Annotated in this window: 18 protein-coding genes, 1 other RNA gene and 1 pseudogene; 9 read left to right on the top strand and 11 right to left on the bottom strand. The window is 72.4% G+C overall.

Translation table 11 applies throughout. The features are described 5' to 3' along the window. Positions 1 to 59 precede the first annotated feature (59 nt). Positions 60 to 1,061 (top strand): alpha/beta hydrolase, encoded by a 1,002-nt coding sequence (locus tag G3I54_RS16620; protein WP_164615488.1) that lies wholly within the window; start codon positions 60 to 62, stop codon positions 1,059 to 1,061. Here G3I54_RS16620 and G3I54_RS16615 read toward each other — a convergent pair. The 3 genes from G3I54_RS16615 to G3I54_RS16605 all read right to left on the bottom strand — a co-directional run bounded on the left by G3I54_RS16615 (position 986) and on the right by G3I54_RS16605 (position 3,450). After that, on the bottom strand, positions 986 to 1,888 hold the full coding sequence (locus G3I54_RS16615) for an alpha/beta hydrolase (protein WP_164615486.1): 903 nt from the start codon (positions 1,886 to 1,888) through the stop codon (positions 986 to 988). The two genes, G3I54_RS16620 and G3I54_RS16615, sit on opposite strands and share 76 nt — an antisense overlap. Before the next feature lie 53 nt (positions 1,889 to 1,941). After that, positions 1,942 to 2,694: an SDR family oxidoreductase gene (locus tag G3I54_RS16610; protein WP_164615484.1), complete on the bottom strand. Its 753-nt coding sequence runs from the start codon at positions 2,692 to 2,694 to the stop codon at positions 1,942 to 1,944. Positions 2,695 to 2,772: 78 nt separating this feature from the next. Continuing rightward, entirely contained in the window at positions 2,773 to 3,450 is a 678-nt protein-coding gene (locus G3I54_RS16605; protein ID WP_164615482.1) for an SDR family oxidoreductase, read from the bottom strand. 93 nt (positions 3,451 to 3,543) lie between these two features. Here G3I54_RS16605 and G3I54_RS16600 point away from each other — a divergent pair, with 93 nt between their 5' ends. Further along, on the top strand, positions 3,544 to 4,467 hold the full coding sequence (locus G3I54_RS16600) for an AraC family transcriptional regulator (protein ID WP_164615480.1): 924 nt from the start codon (positions 3,544 to 3,546) through the stop codon (positions 4,465 to 4,467). A 43-nt stretch (positions 4,468 to 4,510) separates the two neighbouring features. Here G3I54_RS16600 and G3I54_RS40150 read toward each other — a convergent pair. Next, positions 4,511 to 4,627 (bottom strand): annotated as a pseudogene (locus tag G3I54_RS40150) (NADP-dependent oxidoreductase); the annotation flags it as partial. A 192-nt stretch (positions 4,628 to 4,819) separates the two neighbouring features. Between G3I54_RS40150 and G3I54_RS16590 the strand changes: the two are divergent. Beyond that, positions 4,820 to 5,935, top strand: a complete 1,116-nt coding sequence (locus G3I54_RS16590) for an FAD-dependent monooxygenase (protein ID WP_164615476.1) — start codon at positions 4,820 to 4,822, stop codon at positions 5,933 to 5,935. Positions 5,936 to 5,945: 10 nt separating this feature from the next. Beyond that, positions 5,946 to 6,608: a TetR/AcrR family transcriptional regulator gene (locus G3I54_RS16585; RefSeq protein ID WP_164615474.1), complete on the top strand. Its 663-nt coding sequence runs from the start codon at positions 5,946 to 5,948 to the stop codon at positions 6,606 to 6,608. 76 nt (positions 6,609 to 6,684) lie between these two features. On the opposite strand, the gene G3I54_RS16580 is transcribed toward G3I54_RS16585, so the two are convergent. The 3 genes from G3I54_RS16580 to G3I54_RS16570 are packed head-to-tail and all read right to left on the bottom strand — an operon-like array spanning position 6,685 to position 9,308. Continuing rightward, positions 6,685 to 7,554 carry an alpha/beta hydrolase gene (locus G3I54_RS16580; RefSeq protein WP_164615473.1) on the bottom strand — a complete coding sequence of 290 codons (870 nt, stop codon included), beginning with the start codon at positions 7,552 to 7,554 and terminating at the stop codon, positions 6,685 to 6,687. Positions 7,555 to 7,593: 39 nt separating this feature from the next. After that, positions 7,594 to 8,502, bottom strand: a complete 909-nt coding sequence (locus G3I54_RS16575) for an NAD-dependent epimerase/dehydratase family protein (RefSeq protein ID WP_164615471.1) — start codon at positions 8,500 to 8,502, stop codon at positions 7,594 to 7,596. Between the two features lie 53 nt (positions 8,503 to 8,555). After that, on the bottom strand, positions 8,556 to 9,308 hold the full coding sequence (locus G3I54_RS16570; RefSeq protein ID WP_164615469.1) for an SDR family oxidoreductase: 753 nt from the start codon (positions 9,306 to 9,308) through the stop codon (positions 8,556 to 8,558). Between the two features lie 138 nt (positions 9,309 to 9,446). Between G3I54_RS16570 and G3I54_RS16565 the strand changes: the two genes are divergently transcribed. Then, positions 9,447 to 9,947 (top strand): MarR family winged helix-turn-helix transcriptional regulator, encoded by a 501-nt coding sequence (locus G3I54_RS16565; protein WP_343240344.1) that lies wholly within the window; start codon positions 9,447 to 9,449, stop codon positions 9,945 to 9,947. Between the two features lie 126 nt (positions 9,948 to 10,073). Here the strand turns inward: G3I54_RS16565 and rnpB are convergent. Both rnpB and G3I54_RS16555 read right to left on the bottom strand, forming a co-directional pair. Next, positions 10,074 to 10,481: RNase P RNA component class A (gene rnpB, locus G3I54_RS16560), an RNA gene on the bottom strand. 52 nt (positions 10,482 to 10,533) lie between these two features. Next, positions 10,534 to 11,103, bottom strand: coding sequence for a Uma2 family endonuclease (locus G3I54_RS16555; RefSeq protein ID WP_164615572.1), 570 nt, complete (start codon positions 11,101 to 11,103; stop codon positions 10,534 to 10,536). A 179-nt stretch (positions 11,104 to 11,282) separates the two neighbouring features. Here G3I54_RS16555 and G3I54_RS16550 point away from each other — a divergent pair, with 179 nt between their 5' ends. Further along, positions 11,283 to 12,029: a MerR family transcriptional regulator gene (locus G3I54_RS16550; protein ID WP_164615467.1), complete on the top strand. Its 747-nt coding sequence runs from the start codon at positions 11,283 to 11,285 to the stop codon at positions 12,027 to 12,029. Next, positions 12,026 to 12,943, top strand: a complete 918-nt coding sequence (locus tag G3I54_RS16545; protein WP_164615465.1) for a hypothetical protein — start codon at positions 12,026 to 12,028, stop codon at positions 12,941 to 12,943. The genes G3I54_RS16550 and G3I54_RS16545 overlap by 4 nt, the downstream gene beginning before the upstream one ends. Here the strand turns inward: G3I54_RS16545 and G3I54_RS16540 are convergent. After that, positions 12,894 to 14,342: an RNB domain-containing ribonuclease gene (locus G3I54_RS16540; protein WP_239144399.1), complete on the bottom strand. Its 1,449-nt coding sequence runs from the start codon at positions 14,340 to 14,342 to the stop codon at positions 12,894 to 12,896. The genes G3I54_RS16545 and G3I54_RS16540 overlap by 50 nt on opposite strands. Positions 14,343 to 14,608: 266 nt before the next feature. Between G3I54_RS16540 and yaaA the strand changes: the two genes are divergently transcribed. Together yaaA and eda are read left to right on the top strand one after the other, a co-directional pair. After that, a complete protein-coding gene (gene yaaA, locus G3I54_RS16535; protein WP_164615463.1) occupies positions 14,609 to 15,409 on the top strand; it encodes a peroxide stress protein YaaA in 801 nt (266 codons plus the stop codon). Between the two features lie 75 nt (positions 15,410 to 15,484). Continuing rightward, positions 15,485 to 16,147, top strand: coding sequence for a bifunctional 4-hydroxy-2-oxoglutarate aldolase/2-dehydro-3-deoxy-phosphogluconate aldolase (gene eda / locus G3I54_RS16530; protein WP_164615461.1), 663 nt, complete (start codon positions 15,485 to 15,487; stop codon positions 16,145 to 16,147). Between the two features lie 16 nt (positions 16,148 to 16,163). On the opposite strand, the gene G3I54_RS16525 is transcribed toward eda, so the two are convergent. After that, entirely contained in the window at positions 16,164 to 16,949 is a 786-nt protein-coding gene (locus G3I54_RS16525) for a sulfite exporter TauE/SafE family protein (protein ID WP_093806269.1), read from the bottom strand. Positions 16,950 to 16,957: the final 8 nt, after the last annotated feature.

Raw genomic sequence — 16,957 nt, 5'->3', positions numbered from 1 at the left:
ACAGGATGGTCGGCCGAAGGGCCCGCCAGCCCGTCGACGGGCCGGAGAGGACACATCGCATGAACCTGCCGTCCGCCTCATCGGGCACGCCCACGGGCCCGGGGTCCGTCGACCGGGCCCCGCACCTGCCCGTCGGCTTCGCCGACACCTTCACCAGCCGGTACGTCGATGTCGACGGCCTGCGCCTGCACGCCGTGACCGGAGGCGAAGGCCGGCCGCTCCTGCTGCTCGGCGGCTGGCCCCAGACCTGGTACGCCTGGCGTCTGGTGATGCCCGCACTCGCCCGCGACTTCCAGGTCATCGCGGTGGACGCGCGCGGCGTGGGACTGTCCGACAAGCCCGGGACCGGCTACGACACCGCCACCCTCGCCCGCGATATGGCCGGCCTGATGACCGCGCTCGGGCACGATCGCTTCGCCGTGGTCGGCCATGACATCGGCATGTGGACCGGCTACGCGCTGGCCGCCGATCACCCCGCGCGGATCGAGCGGCTCGCGGTCGCGGAGGCGGCCGTCCCCGGCCTGACGCCGTCACCACCCCTGTTCGGCGACACGGAGGCCAACGACCGTCTGTGGCACTTCGCCTTCAACCGTCTCGCCGGCATCAACGAGCAGCTCGTCCAAGGCCGTGAACATCTCTTCTTCGGCCACCAGTTCGCCGCGAAGGCCGCCCGCCCGCTGCCCGACCACGCCGTCCGGCACTACGTCGACACCCTCGCCGCCGATCCCGCCGCGCTGCACGCCAGCTTCGCCTTCTACCGGGCACTCGACGACACCATCGCCCAGAACGAGCAGCGGTCGACCCGTCCCCTGACGCTGCCCGTGCTGGCGATCGGCGGGGCGCGGAACCTCGGCGCGGCGGTCGCTGCGACGATGGACCGCGTCGCGGACGACGTCACCGGCGTGGTCATCCCCGACTGCGGCCACTTCCCGCCCGAGGAAACACCGCGGGAACTGCTGTCGGCGCTGCGGCCCTTCCTCGCGCCCTACCGGGACCAGGACGCCCACCCGCCCCGGACCGCCGCGGCCACGGCACTCGGGGACTCCGACTGCGGGAAGTGACCCACGTCCTCGAGCGCGGTCACCGTCGCGTGCGGCAGCAGCTCCCTGGCCCGCTCCAGGACATGTGCGCCCGAGACCGGATCGGCGAGGCCCCACACCAGGTGCAGAGGACCGTCCCAGGCGAGCAGGGCGGCCTCCCACCGGGCGTGGTGCAGGTCGCGCTCGGCGTTGTAGCGGATCAGGCGATACGCCAGCTTGTGCCCGCCGTCGTGGGACATGCCGAGCCACAGGTTCTCGAACTCCGTGTCGGTCAGCTTCGCCGCGCCCCGGACCGCGTCGAGTCCGTCACGGGCGCGCGCGCCCGTGACGCGTGACGCGACGAAGCGACCGAGCACCGGCTTGATGAGCACTTTCTGCAAGGTCGTGGGGCGGTAAGCGCTGTAGACGATCGCACAGTTGAGGATCGTCACGCTGCGGACCGCGAAGCCGAGGACGTCGCGCCGCCGGCGGTCCAGGAGTTCCTGGCCGACGATGGCGCCGTAGTCGTGCACGACCAGATCGGCCTCGTCGAGGGAGAGGTGTGCGATCAGCTCCTCGACGATGTCCGCGGATTCGGAGACGGTGTAGTCGTACGGGTCGGGCTTGTCCGAGATGCCGTAGCCGAGGAAGTCGAGGGTGACGACCTGGTGGTCGCCCTCCAGGTCGGCGGCGACTGCGACGTAGTCGTAGGACCAGGTCGGGAAGCCGTGCAGCAGCAGCACGGCGGAACCCTGCCCGCGCCGTCGGTACGCTATCCGGTGCCCAGCGCCCGTGGTGAGCGTCTCGGACTCCGCGATCCACTGTCGCGCGCCACTCGGAGCGCCGTCCTCGGCCTGTCGTGCGTCCATCGTTCTGGCTCCTCTGCGTAACGGAACTGCCGCCCACGGCGCGAACTCACCGCCTACGAGACGGACATGCCGCCGTCGACGGGCAGGTTGGCGCCGAAGACGAAGGATGCCGCGGGTGAGGCCAGGAAGGCGATCACGTCGGCGACCTCCTCGGGCTGTGCGGGACGGCGAGCCGGTGTCGCCTGCGCGAACCGCTCCATCTGCTCCCGGAGCTGCTCGTTCGCGGGCGTCAGGACCACGCCGGGGCTGACCGTGTTCACCCGCACTCCAGCCGGTGCGTAGTCGGCGGTCCACCCTCGGGTGAGGGACTCCAGGGCCGCCTTCGCCGCGGAGGTCAGGGCGATGCCCGGCACCGCCTTGTTCGCGGCGACCATCGACACGTTGATGATCGACCCGCGGCCCCGCTCCGCCATCCTCGGGCCGAGGTGGGCGACGAGTACGAGCGGGGCCTTCACGTTGACGGCGACGGACCGGTCGAGGTCGGCCCCCGAACTCCGCGCGCTCGGGGCGTACCGCTGCGCCAGGAACGCGTTGTTGACCAGGACGTCGAGTCCGCCGGTGCGTTCCTCCGCCTCGTGTGCGAGACGGGCGGCCTCCTTCTCCTCGGACAGGTCGGCCAGGATCAGGTCCGCCCGTCCCCCCGCGGACCGGATCGCGTCGACGACGGACCGGCCGCGCTCGGCGTCCCGCCCGTGGACGATGACGTGCAGGCCCGCTCGGGCGAGCGCGAGCGCGGTCGCCCTGCCGATGCCGCTCGTCGATCCGGTGACGAGCGCCGTGCGCAGTACGGGACGGGACGCAGACATATCAATCCTCCGTGAGCGAGCTGCTGTTGAGCGGGTGCGCCATCGTCTGACGGCATTCGGCCGCCTGACGGCATGCCGTCAGGCGGTGGCGGCGAGAGACGCCTTGGTCTCGCGGGTCTCGTCGTCGGCGAGCACCTCGGGCGCCCCGGCGGCCAGGCCGTCGAGCGCGACGGTCACGACGTCGGCCGGGTCGTTCTTGGGAAAGTCCCAGCCCGCCATCATGTCGGTGTCGGTCGAGCTGAGGTACAGCCCGGTGACCTGGGTGCCCTGCCCGGCCAGCTCCATACGTACCCCGTTGGTCATGCTCCACGCGGCAGCCTTCGAGGCGGCGTAGGCGTTGACACCGGGGAACGAGAGCCAGGACATGCGCGAGTTCACGTTGAGGATGGCGCCACCGCCGTTGCGGGCCAGAACCGGCGCGAACGTGCGGATCATCCCGAGCGGGCCGTAGAAGTTGGTGTCGATCTCCTGCCGGATCGCGGCGAGGTCGCCGGTCACCAGGTCGCTGCCGGTGGCGGTGCCCGCGTTGTTGACCAGCAGGGTCACATCGGAGGCGAGGGCCGCGGCGGCGGCCACCGCGTTCGGGTCGGTGATGTCGAGTGCCAGCGGAATCGCGCCGGGCACGTCCACGGTCTCCGGCTTCCTGGCGGCGGCGTAGACCTTCGCCGCCCCCCGGTCGAGGAGCTGCTGGACGAAGTGCCGACCGATGCCGCGGTTGGAGCCGGTGACGAGTGCGATGCTTCCCTTGATGTCCATGAACGCAACGCTAGAACCGGACCGTGCGAGCCTCAATAGCATATGCGCTCAGTTTGATACCCGTAACACTCATCCATCTGTCATGCTGAGCGCATGGATGCCTTGACCGGACTCATCGACGCTCAGCTGGTACGCGGCGTGCTGGGCGCGCGGATCGCCGCGGGCGACGACTGGGGGTGGTGGTCGGCCGAGCAGCCGGGGGCCGCGTTCCACGCGGTGACCTCGGGCACGGTGTGGATCGCCCCCGAGGGCTCCGCATCGCTGCAACTGCGGCCCGGTGACGTCCTGTTGCTCCCCGGCGGCCGCGCACATGCGCTGGCGAGCGACCCCGAGGCGCTGGCCCGCACGACGCCGGAGCACTCCGACGGGTACACGCTCGCGGCAGACGGCACGGTCCGCATGGGGCGCGGACAGGCGCACACGCACATCCTCTGCGCGCACTACACGCATGACCCCACGACCTCCGGATCCTTCCTGGCGGCGCTGCCCGACACCGTCCTGCTGCGAGACCGGGGCGACGGCGGCGGCCTCGCCGAGACGATCCGGCTGGTGGGCCGTGAACTGACCGCGCCGCGGCCGGGCAGCCAGGTCGTGCTCGCCCGCCTGGTCGACGTGCTGCTGGTGCAGGCACTGCGTGACTGGCTCGAACGGGACGACGACAGCGCGGTGTCCCCGCTGCACGCCCTGCGCGACCCCGTCGTGAGTGCGGTGATGGCCCTGATCGACACGGAGCCCGGCCGCGCGTGGACGGCGGCGGAACTCGCCCGCGCGGCCGGTGTCTCGCGGGCCACGCTCGCCCGCCGCTTCCCGGCGGCCCTGGGCGAGACTCCGGCCGCTTACCTCACCCGGCGCCGCCTGGACCTCTCCGCACGTCGCCTGCGTGACTCCGATGACTCCCTCGAACGGATCGCCCAGGACGTCGGCTACACCTCGGCGTACGCCTTCAGCCGCGCATTCAGCCGCGCACGAGGTGTGCCGCCCGGCAGGTTCCGTGCGACGTCCCGCGCAGCCCGGTAGGCCCTTGCCCGATCGCCCTGCCGCCCTCGTCGCCGGGTGCACCGCGGGAGAGGTGAACGGAGTACTTGGCCGCCGCGCTCATGAAGTCGGCGATGGCGACCACCCGCGCGGCGTCGCCCGCGATGGCGATCAGGTCGGGCGGGGAGCCGCCCGCGCAGTCGGAGTTCGCGCCGCGCGCCTGCGTGGTGGTCATGCCGAACACCGGCAAGTTCATCGACGCCGGGCGCACGGGCTCGGCGTGTTCGGCATCCCGCCGAGCCGCGGCGGCCGGCTCCGGGGACACGACGGCACGTCTAAAGCAACTGATTGTTGCTATAGTGGCTGATCATGCCGTGACGTCGAAGGAGTGAACATGCGGATCCTGGTCAGTGGGGCAGGGACAGCCGGACTCTGCGCGGGCATCGACCTGGCGCGCGCCGGGCACGAGGTGGAGATCGTCGAGCGGGCGAACCACCTGCGCGTCAACGGCTCGCCGATCGACGTGCGAGGCGAGGCCATCGAGACCGCGCGCAGCATGGGCATCCTCGACGCGGTGCACGAACATCGGATCACGATGACCGAGCGGACGACGTTCGTCGACCGATCCGGCGCACCCGCCGCCGCCTTGGCGGTGCAGGAGATCAACGAGACTCCTGATGACATCGAGCTCCCCCGCGAAGACCTCATGACCATCCTGCGGCGGGCCCTGCCCGAGCAGGTCGACCTGCGCTTCCAGGAGTCGATCGCGACGCTGGTCGACGACGGGGACCGGGTCGCGGTCACCTTCACCTCCGGCCGCGAGGCCGCCTACGACATCGTCGTCGGCGCCGACGGGGTTCACTCGGCGGTGCGCCGGCTGGTGTTCGGCCCGGAGGAGGAGTTCACCGAGCACCTCGGGGTGTACGTCGCGATCGCGGACGCGCCCGGCCAGGCGTCGCCCGGCGAAGACCGCGTTACGGAGATCCTCAACCTGCCTGGGCGCTTCGCGGGCGTGGCCCAGTACCGCGACAAAGCGCTGGCACTCTTCGAGTTCCGGTCCGACCCGATCGACTACGACCACCGCGACCTGGGCACGCAGAAGCACATCCTGGCCGAGGCCTTCGCCGGGATCGACGACTGGAAGGTCCCCGAGCTGATCGAGGCCGCCCAGGACGACCCCGACCTCTACTTCGACGTGCTCGCCCAGATCCATCTGCCGAGCTGGCACCGGGGACGGGTCGTACTGATCGGCGACGCCGCACACTGCGCGACCCCGATGGCCGGGCGCGGCACCTCGCTCGCCCTGCTCGGGGCGTGGACGCTCACCGAGGAGTTGACGCGGCACGACGACGACCTCACCGCGGCGTTCAGCGCCTACGAGGAGCGGCAGCGCCCCCACGCGACAGCAGCCCAGGAGTTCGCGCGGGGCGGAGCCGACCTCGTGGTCCCCGCCACGTGGGAGGCGATCGAGGCGCGCAACACGCGACTGCGCTCGGCACAGCCGCTGTAGGGTCCCGTCCGTGCCCGAAAACGAATCCGCGCGAGAGCCGGCCCGCCGTCCGGGCGGACGCACCGCCCGGGTGCGGCATCGCATCCTGGAGGCCGCTGCCGAGCTGATCGCCCGCCACGGGATCGGCGGCCTGCGCTACGACCAGGTCGCCGAGCTCGCCGGGGTCAACAAGACCAGTGTCTACCGCAATTGGCCCGACCGTACGACCCTGGTCGCCGACGCGCTCACCTCCTTCAGCGCCGATGCGGCGCCCTTGCACGACACCGGCGACATCGACGCCGACCTCGTCGACTTCCTGGAAGCCCTCGCCACCGCCCTGTCCAGCCCGCAAGGGCGGGCACTGCTCAATGTCGTCGGCGCGGCCCACGACGACCCCGGCCTACGGGCCGTCGTCGACGAGGCGTTCGCTCAGCGCCTGGCCGCGCTGCGCCGACGGGTGGAGGCAGCAATGGAGAACGGCCAGCTTCCGGAGGTCGACTGCCGCCTCCTCGTCGAGATGCTCAGCGGCCCGGTGCACGGACTGGTCAGCCGGGGCGCGCGCGAGTTCACACGAGCCGACGCGCAACGGATCACTGCGATCGTGCTCGCCGGCGTACGCGCCACCGCCGCTCGCGATGGCGGCCCGGTCGCCGGCGAGCATGGCGGAGAGGCCCGGCGTGCAGGACCCCGCTGAGTCGTGTCCGTCGACCATCGCTCGCGAGACACCCCGTGCGCGGCCGTGGGCCACGAGCAGAGCCGCCGCCGAGGGATCAGTCCCGCGTCGGGGTGAGGAAGTCGTTCAACGTGGCGACGAACCAGCCGGGGTCTTCCTCGGCGACGAAGTGGCCGGTCGGTGCGAATGCCTCGCGCACGTCGTCCGCGTACGGACGCAGGGCCTTGGCAGCCGTGGTGTCGGAGTGCGCGGTGCCGATGGCCAACACGGGCATGGGCAGGTGGCGTTGAGTGAGCAGGGCACGGTTCTCGCGCCCGTCGTCCAGGAGCGTGCGGTAGTGCGCGAAGCCTCCCCGCAGCCGCTCCCGGCCGGTGTACTCGTGGGCGTAGGCGGCGAGGTCCTCGTCGGTGAACGTGCCGGGGTTGGACATGGCGGTGAACGTGGCGGTGAAGAACTCCAGTTCATGGCCGTCGAAGAGCATCTCGGGCACATGCTCGGACATGAAGAACCCGAAGTGCCACATGCCGCCTTCGGCGACGTTCATCGCCTCTTCCAGACCGAGGCCGGGGAGGAGGGCGTCGATGAGGATCAGGTGGGAGATGTCGTCGGGGTGGGCGGCGGCCCAGGCCAGAGCGACCATGGAGCCGATGTCGTGGCCGGCCACGGCCACCGGACCGCCCAGGTCCAGCGCCTTGAGGACGCCGCGCAGGTCGTCGGCCTGGTTCGTCTTCCGGTAGCCGTCCTCGGGCCGGTCGCTGGCGCCGGTGCCGCGCAGGTCGGGGGCGACGACCGTATGCGTACGGGCGAGGGCGCGCAGGACACGGGCCCAGGCGCGCGAGGTCTGCGGCCAGCCGTGCAGCAGCACGAGGACGGGACCGGTGCCGCCCACGGCGACCGAGAGGTGGGTGTCGTTGGTGGCGATCCGCTGGACCGTGAAGCCGTCGGGGAGCCAGGCGGCAGCACTCATCGAAGGGGCCTTTCCTGAAGAGGGGTACTCAAGCGTCGATCAGGCACTACGGCGGGCGAGTTGCCGCAAACGGCCCTCGCCGATCATCGTGAGCATGTCGGTGTGCTCGGGTTGCCATCCCAGCTCCTGCTGGGATGTGACGGCACGGATGCGGCTGGACGCGGCCATGATCAGCGCGCCGAACTCTCCCCACACGTCGGCTGCTTCGTCCGGGGTGACGCTGCGCGCCGGTACGTCGAGATCGGCGGCGACACGTTCCGCGATCCAGCGGTTGGGAGTCTCGCCGGCCACCGCGTGGTACAGCCCGCCGGAAGTTCCCTTGTCCAGCGCGAGGCTGAACAGACGCGTCACGTCGTCGATGTGGACATGGCTGTAGGTGTTGAGTCCTTCGCCGACGTAGCAGGCCGCTCCGGTCGCGGCGACCGACTGGTAGATCATGGAGATGTGGCCGTGGTCGCCGGGGCCCCAGATCAGACCGGGGCGGATGACCATGGAGCGCACGCCGTTCCCGGCGGTGGCCAGGACGGTGTCCTCGGCCGCCCTGCGGTATTCGGCCAGCGGCTCCGTGGTGAAGGTGTCCTGTTCAGCGAAGATGTCCGGGCTCCAGGCGCCCGCGGTGCGCCGCATCAGCACGCCACTGCCGGACAGGAAGACGAACGTCTTGCCCGTGCCACTCAGCGCGTCGGCCAGTTCCCGGACGGCGGCGCTCTCCAGGTCGGGTGCGGGCTGGGCGGCGTAGATGACCGCGTCCGCGCGCCGGGCCGCCTCGATGGCTTCCGGGCGGCGCGCGTCCAGGTCCGCGGCGCAGGGCGTGACGCCCCGCGCCGCGAGATGGCCGGCGGCACTCTCGGTCCGGGCCAGGCCGGTGACCGTGTGGCCTTCGGCGACGAGGTGGCGGACCAGGTGCCCGCCGACGAAACCGGTGGCACCGATGACGAAGATGTCCATGCCCGTGTCCTTACGCGGGAAGGGCTCTGTCCATACGCGGGTAGGCGCTGTCCTTACGCGGGAAGGGCGCTGCGCTCGCCGCCATCGGCGAACAGGACCGCACCGTTGACGTAGGAGCTGGCGGGGCCGGCCAGGAACGAGACGACCTCGGCGATCTCCTCCGGCGCTCCGGCCTTGCCGCGCGCGTTGGAACCGTCCATCAGGCCGATGTTCTCGCCGAGCATCGCCTTGGAGCCCTCGGTGACGACGGGGCCCGGCGAGACGGTGTTGACGCGCACGCCGGAGGCGCCGAACTCGGTGGCCCAGTAGCGGGTGAGGATCTCCACACCGGCCTTGGAGGCACCGTAGGCGGCGCCGATCGGGGCGGGCAGGCGGGCCGCGCTGGAGCCGACGATCACGATGGAACCCCGGCCGCGCTCGACCATGCCCGGCGCCAGCGCGCCGACCAGGAGGAACGGTGCGCGGGTGTTGATGGCGATCTGCCGGTCGAAGCCCGCCGCATCGGTCAGCGCGGTCGGCGTGAACTCGAACAGGCCCGCGTTGTTCACCAGGATGTCGACGGGGCCCGCCTCGGCGGCCAGGCGCAGCGTGTCCTCGGCGTCGGTGAGGTCGGCCGCGATGAAGCGGGCGGTGCCGCCCTCGGCCGCGATCTCCTTCACCAGGGCCTCGCCGCGGCCCCGGTCCCGCCCGTGCAGCACGACCTCGGCGCCCTGGCGGGCGAGGTTGTGCGCGACGGCCTTGCCGATGCCCGAGGTCGCTCCGGTCACGAGCGCGATACGGCCCTGCAGCGTAGTGCTGGTGCTCATCAGTAGTTCCCTGCGTAGGTGTCGTTTCCTCGCCGCGCAGATCACGTCAGCGGCGGGCTTACGCATTTCACTATGCATCCAAGATGTTCTGCTCGCAAGACGATCTGCTCATGAACGCATAAGTGGTAGGGTGCACGGGTGAGCGATTCCCTGTCCGAGAAGAAGCCGAGCGGCGAGAGCGTGGATCCGGGTCTGGGCGCCGACCTGGGGTGGGCGATCCGCCTGGTCTCCGCCGCGTTCCGCCGCGTCGCCACCGAATCCGTCGCCGACCTGCCGGGCGGAGCCCGCGGCTACCTCGTCCTGGTCGCCCTCTCCAACGGCGAACCGCCCTCACAGCTGGCGCTGGCCAAAGAAGTCAGCCTGGACCGCACGGTGATGACCTACCTGCTCGACGACCTCGAAGCACATGAACTGGTCACCCGCAGGCCCGACCCGCGCGACCGCCGCGCCCGCCAGGTCCTGATCACCGACACCGGGCGCGCCCGGCTCGCCCACGTGCGCGAAAGCCTCGCCGCCGCTGAGGCGCGTCTGCTCGTCGACCTCGACAAGCACGACGAGAGGCAACTGCGCGTGCTGCTGTCGCGGGTCGCGACAACCGCTCAGCGCGAGTCGATCGCGCCGGACGAAGCGGAATGCTGACCGCCGCTCCGAGCCGCCGAGACGCCAGCTCGCCGGAGGTGCGGGGTGCCCGCCGCACGACGAACGGAGCACTCGCACAGAAAGGGCCCCTGACCAGCTAAAACGCTGGTCAGGGGCCCATACGGCAGAACGAGCCGTGCTGTACGCCGGGTTCTGTCTCACGGTCGCCTCGCGGCGGCCGCGGAGACGGCCATCCATCTAGGACCGGCATTGCTGCCGGCCTCGTGCGGTCTACCCGTGAACTCGGGCGAGCAGCCCTCGGACGTTCACGCAGGGCCGTCCCGTTTCCGGGGCGCCCCCTCTTGACCTTGCTCCGGGTGGGGTTTACCTAGCCGCCTGAGTCACCTCAGGCGCTGGTGGTCTCTTACACCACCGTTTCACCCTTACCCGCGACCGAAGTCCCGGGCGGTCTGTTTTCTGTGGCACTGTCCCGCGGGTCACCCCGGGTGGCCGTTAGCCACCACCCTGCCCTGTGGAGCCCGGACGTTCCTCGGGAGGATCCGAGGATCCTCACGCGGCCGTCCGCACGACTCGTCTGCCGTGATCGTCATCCTACCGGGCCCTGCGGGCGGCCCCGCCGGCGTCCTCAGCCGAAGTCGCCGGTCTCCAGATCGAAGGCGAAGGGCTCGGGGAGCGGGAGCGGCTTGCCGTACGGGATCGTGAGGAGCTGGCGGTAGTCGTCGTTCTCCGGGTCGCTGAACAACGTCACCGAGCTCTCGTCCCGGTCGATGAGCAGGTAGAGCGGGATGCCACCACGGGCATAGCAGCGGCGCTTGGCCTCACGGTCGGCCTGCGGCTTGGTGGAGGTCACCTCCACCACCAGGGCGACGCCCTCGCAGGGCATCCAGGGGTCGGCGCCGCGGAAGAGGCGGAGCTCGGTGGGGGCGAAGGTGCCATCCGGGATGGCGTGGTTCTTGGGGCAGCCGCCCCCGCTGCGGAGCTTCAGCCCCTTGTTCCCGGAGAAGTCCATGTCGGTGCGGGACTTCCTCAGCACCTGCTTCAGAACCAGGCTGATGTAGTCCTCATGGTCCCCGTCCGGCGGCGGCGTCACGACAATCTCCCCCTCGATCAGTTCCGCCCGGAAGCCTTCCGGCGTGTCCAGGGCCAGGAAGCCCTCCAGAAGGACTTCTGCCTGCGTGAGCGGCTCGTGCGCCATGGCAGTCATGTCACGCTCCTTCCTCGGTCGCTCGCCAGACTGGGGCATCGGGGGACCAGCCGTCCGTGAGAGGGGAGTTCTTCCTCCGATCGTGGCACAGGACCGCTCGGTGTGGACGAAAGCGCGGGAAGGAACGTGGCGCTTGACCTTGTCGCAGCGTCAACGTTTCTACTGGCCGCATGCGTATCGGAGAGATCGCCGCGCTCGTGGGAGTCACTTCCCGGGCCGTCCGGCACTACCACCACATCGGCCTCCTGCCCGAGCCCGCCCGGCAGGCCAACGGCTATCGGGCGTACACCGTCCGCGACGCCGTGCTGCTGGCCCGGATCCGGCGGCTGACCGAGATCGGGCTCTCCCTGGACGAGGTGCGGGACGTGCTCGCCGACGACGCGGGGCGGGAGCTGACCGAGGTGCTCGGGGAGCTGGATGCCGATCTGGCGCGGCAGGAGCGGGAGATCCATGAGCGGCGGCAGGTGCTGGCCGTGCTCCTGGAGGCGCCGCTCACCTCGGACGGGCCGCTCTCCCCCGCCCTCGCCGCGCTTCTGGAGAACGCGCCCGCCACCGCGTCCCCGGCCGCCGCGAAGGACCGCGAGCATCTGGCCTTGCTGGACGCGGCGGGCGGTGGAGCCGGGGCCGAGGTCTTCGCGGCGCTGCGGCCGCTGGCCGACGACCCGGGCGCGCTCGCGCTGTACGAGCGGCTCGACGAGCTGGCCGGGGCCGGGGTGGACGATCCGCGTATCGGGCCCCTGGCGGCCGAGCTGGTCGCGGCCGTACCGGACGAGGTGCTGGCGGTGATCCCGGACGGGGAGCCCTCGCCGACCGGGTTCGGGCGGGTGCTGCTCGACGACTACCCGCCCGCGCAGCGCGAGGTGGTGCGCCGGGTGATGGTGGCGCTGGCCGAGCGGGTACGGGAGAGGAAGGCATGAGCGCCGGGACGGCGGCGGGGCTGCGGGTGGCCAGGGCCGCCGCGTGGTCGGTACTGCCCGCTGAACTGGTGCTGGTCGTCTGTGTGGTGGCCGGGGTGCGGATACCCGCCCCGGTCCTGCTGGGGGCCGAGGCCCTGGTGGTGGCCGTGCTCGTCCTGGACGCCTCGGTGCTGTGGCGGCTGTACGCGGCGGCACGCCGCCGGGACGGGACCGGGCGGCGGGAGGCTCTGCGGTCGGCGGTGGGCACCCTGGTGCCGGTGGCGTTGCGGCGGCTCGTGATGCACGAGTTCCGGGCCCTGCACAGCCTCGGGCTGTGGGTCGTACGTCGTCGGCACCGGATTCCGGAGGGGGCGCTGCCCGTCCCGTACACCGAGCCGCAGACCGGGGTGATGTACACCTTCGCGTTCGTCTCCGTCCTGGAGACGGTGGTGCTGGCCCTGGTGATCCCCTGGCCGCTGGTCCACGCGATCCTGCTCGTCGTGGACGCGTACGGCGTCGTCGTGGTCTTCGCGATCCACGCGGCGTGCGTGACCCGGCCGCATGTGGTGGAGGCGGACAGTTCGCTGCGGCTGCGCTACGGCGCGCTGTTCGACCTCCGGGTGCCCGCCGCCGTCATCGCCGCCGCCCGGGTGGACCGGCGCTTCCCGGGCGGGGGGCTGGTCCGGGTGGACGAGGACGGGACGCTCGATCTGGCGGTGGGGAGCCAGACGACGGTGACCGTGGAGCTGACGGAGCCGGTGGAGTTCGTGCGGCCGCTCGGCCGACGCGGGAGCGCCCGTACGCTCCGATTCAACGCGGACGATCCCCGGGCGGCCGTAGCGGCTCTCATGGCGCCCTCACTCACGCCTCCGCTCACGCCCCCGCTCACGCCGGAGCGAACAGCACCGTCTTCGACGCCGGACCGGCCTGCGTGAGCCGGACCCGCAGCCGCTCCCCCAGCGGCAGCGGGGCCGTGCCGCCCTCGATCCGGCCGACGATCGCCGGGTCCCGGAGGTGGACCGTGCCGGTGGTGGGGTTCCGCTCCTGGACGTCCACCACGTACGCGTCGAAGAGTTCGCCCTCCCGCCCCTCCAGCAGCGCCGCCTCGACCAGGTCGACGCAGGCCCGCTCCACGGTGTTGGCCCGGCGCGTCCCCTCGGCCATCTCCTTCGGGAGGGCGGGCAGAGCCTCCCGTACCCACTCGGGAGGTTCGTTCCCGGCGGTCGCGGCGAGGCAGAGTTCGGACGCGTACCGGTCGACCAGGCGGCGCAGCGGCGCGGTGCAGTGCGTGTAGAGGTCGGCGACCGCCGCGTGCACGGCGGGGTCGGGGAGTTCGCCGTGGTCGAAGGCGGTGTATCCGGCGCCGCGCAGGAGGGTGGTGCACTCCTGGAGGAACGCCGCGTGGTTGCCCTTCTTCGGGTCGAGGGAGCGGACGACCTCGGCGTACGGGACGTGGTGCGGCCAGTCGATGCGCAGGGCGCGGGCGGAGCGCCGCAGCCGGGCGACGGCTCCGTCCGGGGCGACCGGGAGGGTGCGCAGGATGCCGGTGCCCGTGTCGACCATGAGGCGGGCGGCGGCCATGCCGGTGAGGAGCGAGATCTGCGCGTTCCAGGCCTCGGCGGGGAGCGGGGCGCGGTAGGCGAGGCCGTAGGAGCCGTCGTGCTCGACGATCTCCTGTTCGGGGACGTCGAGCGAGATGCCGCCCCGGGCCAGCTCCTGTTCCTCGCGCAGCCGTCCGATGTCCCGGAGCAGGGCGAGGGGTTCCTCGGCGGCGCCCGCGTCGATCTGCCGCTGGACGCCCGCGTAGTCGAGCTTCGCGCGGCTGCGGACCAGGGCCCGGCGTACGTCGGTGGCGACGGCCTGCCCGTCGCCGTCCAGGTCGATCCGCCACAGTGCGGCCGGGCGGGTCTCGCCGGGAAGGAGGCTGGCGGCGCCCTCGGAGAGGACGGTGGGGTGGAGGGGGATGCGGTCGTCGGGGAAGTAGAGGGTGGTGACCCGGCGGTGGGCCTCGGCGTCGAGCGCGCCGCCCGGCCGGACGTACGCGGCGACGTCCGCGATGGCGTAGTGCACCCGGAAGCCGGGCCCGCCCCGGCGGCGTTCGAGATACATCGCCTGGTCGAGGTCCGTGGACGTGGGCGGGTCGATGGTGAGGAACGGCAGGTCCGTGGCGTCCTCGTGGGCCGCGAGCTCCGGGTTCCGGGCCGCTTCCGCCGCCTCCGCGAGCGCCTCGGGCGGGAAGGCGCCGGGCAGGTCGAGCTCGGTGCGCAGCGCCCGCAGGGCGGCCCCGAGCGAGCAGTCGGCTGCACCGGTCATACGCAGGTGGCGGCGGGGCATGGACCGAGCGTAGGCCGGACGGGGGCGAGCGGCATCCGGGCCGCGGCGACCCGACGGGGCGAGCGGCATCCGGGGCGGGCGGCCGCCGTACGTGCGCACCTGCCGCCGTCCGCGTCCTCCGGCTGTCCGGCCGGTCGGGGCCCATCGCCGTACCGCCGCCGTACAGGAAGAAGCACCGGCCCCTCCCCGTACCCTTGCCGAGGACCCGGTGAGCCCGCACGCCGCCCGGGTCCGTGCTTGCGCCGTACGTACGAAGGAGAACCGCCGTGCTCGTGCTGTTGCCGCCCTCCGAAGGAAAGGCCGCCTCGGGGCGCGGGGCTTCCCTGAAGCCGGAGTCGCTGTCGCTGCCGGGGCTCGCCCCGGCCCGTGCGGCGGTGCTGGACGAGCTCGTCGAGCTGTGCCAGGCGGACGAGGAGAAGGCCCGTGAAGTGCTCGGCCTGAGCGTGGGGCTGCGCGGCGAGGTCGGCAAGAACGCCGAGCTGCGGACCGCCGGAACCCGTCCGGCCGGGGAGCTGTACACCGGTGTGCTGTACGACGCCCTCGACCTGACCTCGCTGGAGACGGCCGCACGGCGGCGGGCGGCCTCGTCGCTGCTGGTCTTCTCGGGGCTGTGGGGCGCGGTCCGGATCGGCGACCGGATTCCGCCGTACCGCTGCTCGATGGGCGTGAAGCTGCCCGGTCTCGGCGCGCTCGGCGCGTACTGGCGTACCCCGATGGAGACCGTGCTGCCCGAGGCCGCCGGGGACGGGCTCGTCCTGGACCTGCGGTCCTCCGCGTACGCGGCGGCGTGGAAGCCGAAGGGCGAGGTGGCCTCGCGCACCGCGAGCGTGCGGGTGCTGCACTCCCAGCTGGTGGACGGGGTGGAGAAGCGGTCCGTGGTGAGCCACTTCAACAAGGCGACCAAGGGCCGGCTGGTGCGCGATCTGCTGCTGGCGGATGCGCGGCCCCAGGGCCCGGCGGAGCTGGTGGAGGTGTTGCGGGACCTCGGGTACGTGGTGGAGGCCGAGGCCCCCGCGCGGGCCGGGCGGCCGTGGTCGCTGGACGTGGTGGTGACGGAGATCCACTGACCGCCACCGGGCATGCCGTTGCGTACTGCGCAACGCTCGTTGCAGATATTGCCTTGCTCGCGGCAGGATGACCCCATGACCTCCTCCGTGCCGTCCGCCGCGCCCTCCGCCACCGCCCCCGACGCCTCCGTGCTGGATCTCGCGCCGGTCGTCCCCGTCGTCGTCCTGCACGACGTGGCCGACGCGGTGCCGCTGGCGCGGGCCCTGGTGGCGGGCGGGCTGCCGGCGATCGAGGTGACGCTGCGGACGCCCGCCGCGCTGGAGTCGATCCGGGCCATGGCCGCCGAGGTCCCGGGCGCGGTGGTCGGCGCGGGCACGGTGCTCTCGCCGGAGCACGTACGGGACACGGTCGACGCCGGGGCGCGGTTCCTGGTCAGCCCGGGGTGGACGGACGCGCTGCTGGAGGCGATGAAGGCGTCCGGGCTGCCGTTCCTGCCCGGTGTCTCGACCACCTCCGAGGTGGTGGCCCTGCTGGAGCGCGGGGTGCGGGAGATGAAGTTCTTCCCGGCCGAGGCGGCGGGCGGCACGGCCTATCTGAAGGCCCTGTCCGCACCGCTCCCCCAGGCCCGGTTCTGCCCGACCGGCGGCATCTCGCTCGCCTCCGCGCCGTCGTACCTCGCGCTGCCCAACGTCGGCTGCGTGGGCGGCAGCTGGATGGTCCCGGCCGACGCGGTGGCGGCGAAGGACTGGGACCGGGTGGCCCGGCTCGCGGCCGAGGCGGCGGCGCTCGCCCCGTGATCCCGCGCGGGCGTCCTCAGCGCAGGAGCTGTACGGCGTAGAGCCCGCCGACGCCCAGCGCCAGCACCCCCAGCAGCAGCCGCAGCGCCGTCTCCGGGAGGCGGGGCTGGAGGCGGGCGCCGAGGTACCCGCCGCACAGTCCGCCGAGCCCGCAGGCCAGGCCGAGGGACCAGTAGGGCGCGATGTCGCCGGTGACGGACAGGGACAGCAGCGCGTACGTGCCCGCGCCCACGACCGAGGTCACGAACGTGGCGGCCAGCGCGGCCGGGGCGACCTTCGCGACCGGCATGCCGCGCCCGACCAGGATCGGGCCGAGGAGTGAGCCGCCGCCGATCCCGTAGATCCCTCCGGCGACGCCGACCGCCATGGCCAGCCGGGTGACGGCGCGGGACGAGGGCTCCCGTGCGGGCGCGGTACGGGAGGCGCGGCGCAGCGTGCGCAGGCAGAGCCAGCCGCCCAGCGGCAGCAGCAGCACGGCGATGAGCAGCCGGAACACCGACGGGCCCGGCACCGCGAACACCCGGATCACCGCGCCGACGACGACCCCGGGCACCGTACCCAGCACGAGCAGCCGGGTCAGCGGCCCCCGCAGAGTGCCGGCCCTGTGGTGCCGCAGCAGGGCCCCGGGGCCCGCCACCACGTTGTAGAGCAGGTTGGTCGGGGTGACCGCCGGGCTGGGCACCCCGAGCACGCTGACCTGGACCGGCAGCAGGAACACCGCGCCCGACACCCCGACCGGGGCGGTCGCCACCGAGATCAGCAGCCCGGCGGCGAACCCGAGGAGCCCCGTCGGCCAGTCCACGCGCGGTC

Origin of the sequence: Streptomyces sp. SID14515, assembly GCF_010548505.1 — a bacterium.
Taxonomy (GTDB): domain Bacteria; phylum Actinomycetota; class Actinomycetes; order Streptomycetales; family Streptomycetaceae; genus Streptomyces; species Streptomyces caviscabies.
Note: the sequence above shows the minus strand (reverse complement) of the source record. Positions and strands in the feature narration are given on the sequence as shown.

Coding starts and splice junctions, on each gene's coding strand:
- G3I54_RS16620 (WP_164615488.1), top strand. CDS start 60: ATGAACCTGCCGTCCGCCTCATCGGGCACGCCCACGGGCCCGGGGTCC.
- G3I54_RS16615 (WP_164615486.1), bottom strand. CDS start 1,888: ATGGACGCACGACAGGCCGAGGACGGCGCTCCGAGTGGCGCGCGACAG.
- G3I54_RS16610 (WP_164615484.1), bottom strand. CDS start 2,694: ATGTCTGCGTCCCGTCCCGTACTGCGCACGGCGCTCGTCACCGGATCG.
- G3I54_RS16605 (WP_164615482.1), bottom strand. CDS start 3,450: ATGGACATCAAGGGAAGCATCGCACTCGTCACCGGCTCCAACCGCGGC.
- G3I54_RS16600 (WP_164615480.1), top strand. CDS start 3,544: ATGGATGCCTTGACCGGACTCATCGACGCTCAGCTGGTACGCGGCGTG.
- G3I54_RS16590 (WP_164615476.1), top strand. CDS start 4,820: ATGCGGATCCTGGTCAGTGGGGCAGGGACAGCCGGACTCTGCGCGGGC.
- G3I54_RS16580 (WP_164615473.1), bottom strand. CDS start 7,554: ATGAGTGCTGCCGCCTGGCTCCCCGACGGCTTCACGGTCCAGCGGATC.
- G3I54_RS16575 (WP_164615471.1), bottom strand. CDS start 8,502: ATGGACATCTTCGTCATCGGTGCCACCGGTTTCGTCGGCGGGCACCTG.
- G3I54_RS16570 (WP_164615469.1), bottom strand. CDS start 9,308: ATGAGCACCAGCACTACGCTGCAGGGCCGTATCGCGCTCGTGACCGGA.
- G3I54_RS16555 (WP_164615572.1), bottom strand. CDS start 11,103: ATGGCGCACGAGCCGCTCACGCAGGCAGAAGTCCTTCTGGAGGGCTTC.
- G3I54_RS16550 (WP_164615467.1), top strand. CDS start 11,283: ATGCGTATCGGAGAGATCGCCGCGCTCGTGGGAGTCACTTCCCGGGCC.
- G3I54_RS16545 (WP_164615465.1), top strand. CDS start 12,026: ATGAGCGCCGGGACGGCGGCGGGGCTGCGGGTGGCCAGGGCCGCCGCG.
- G3I54_RS16540 (WP_239144399.1), bottom strand. CDS start 14,342: ATGCCCCGCCGCCACCTGCGTATGACCGGTGCAGCCGACTGCTCGCTC.
- eda (WP_164615461.1), top strand. CDS start 15,485: ATGACCTCCTCCGTGCCGTCCGCCGCGCCCTCCGCCACCGCCCCCGAC.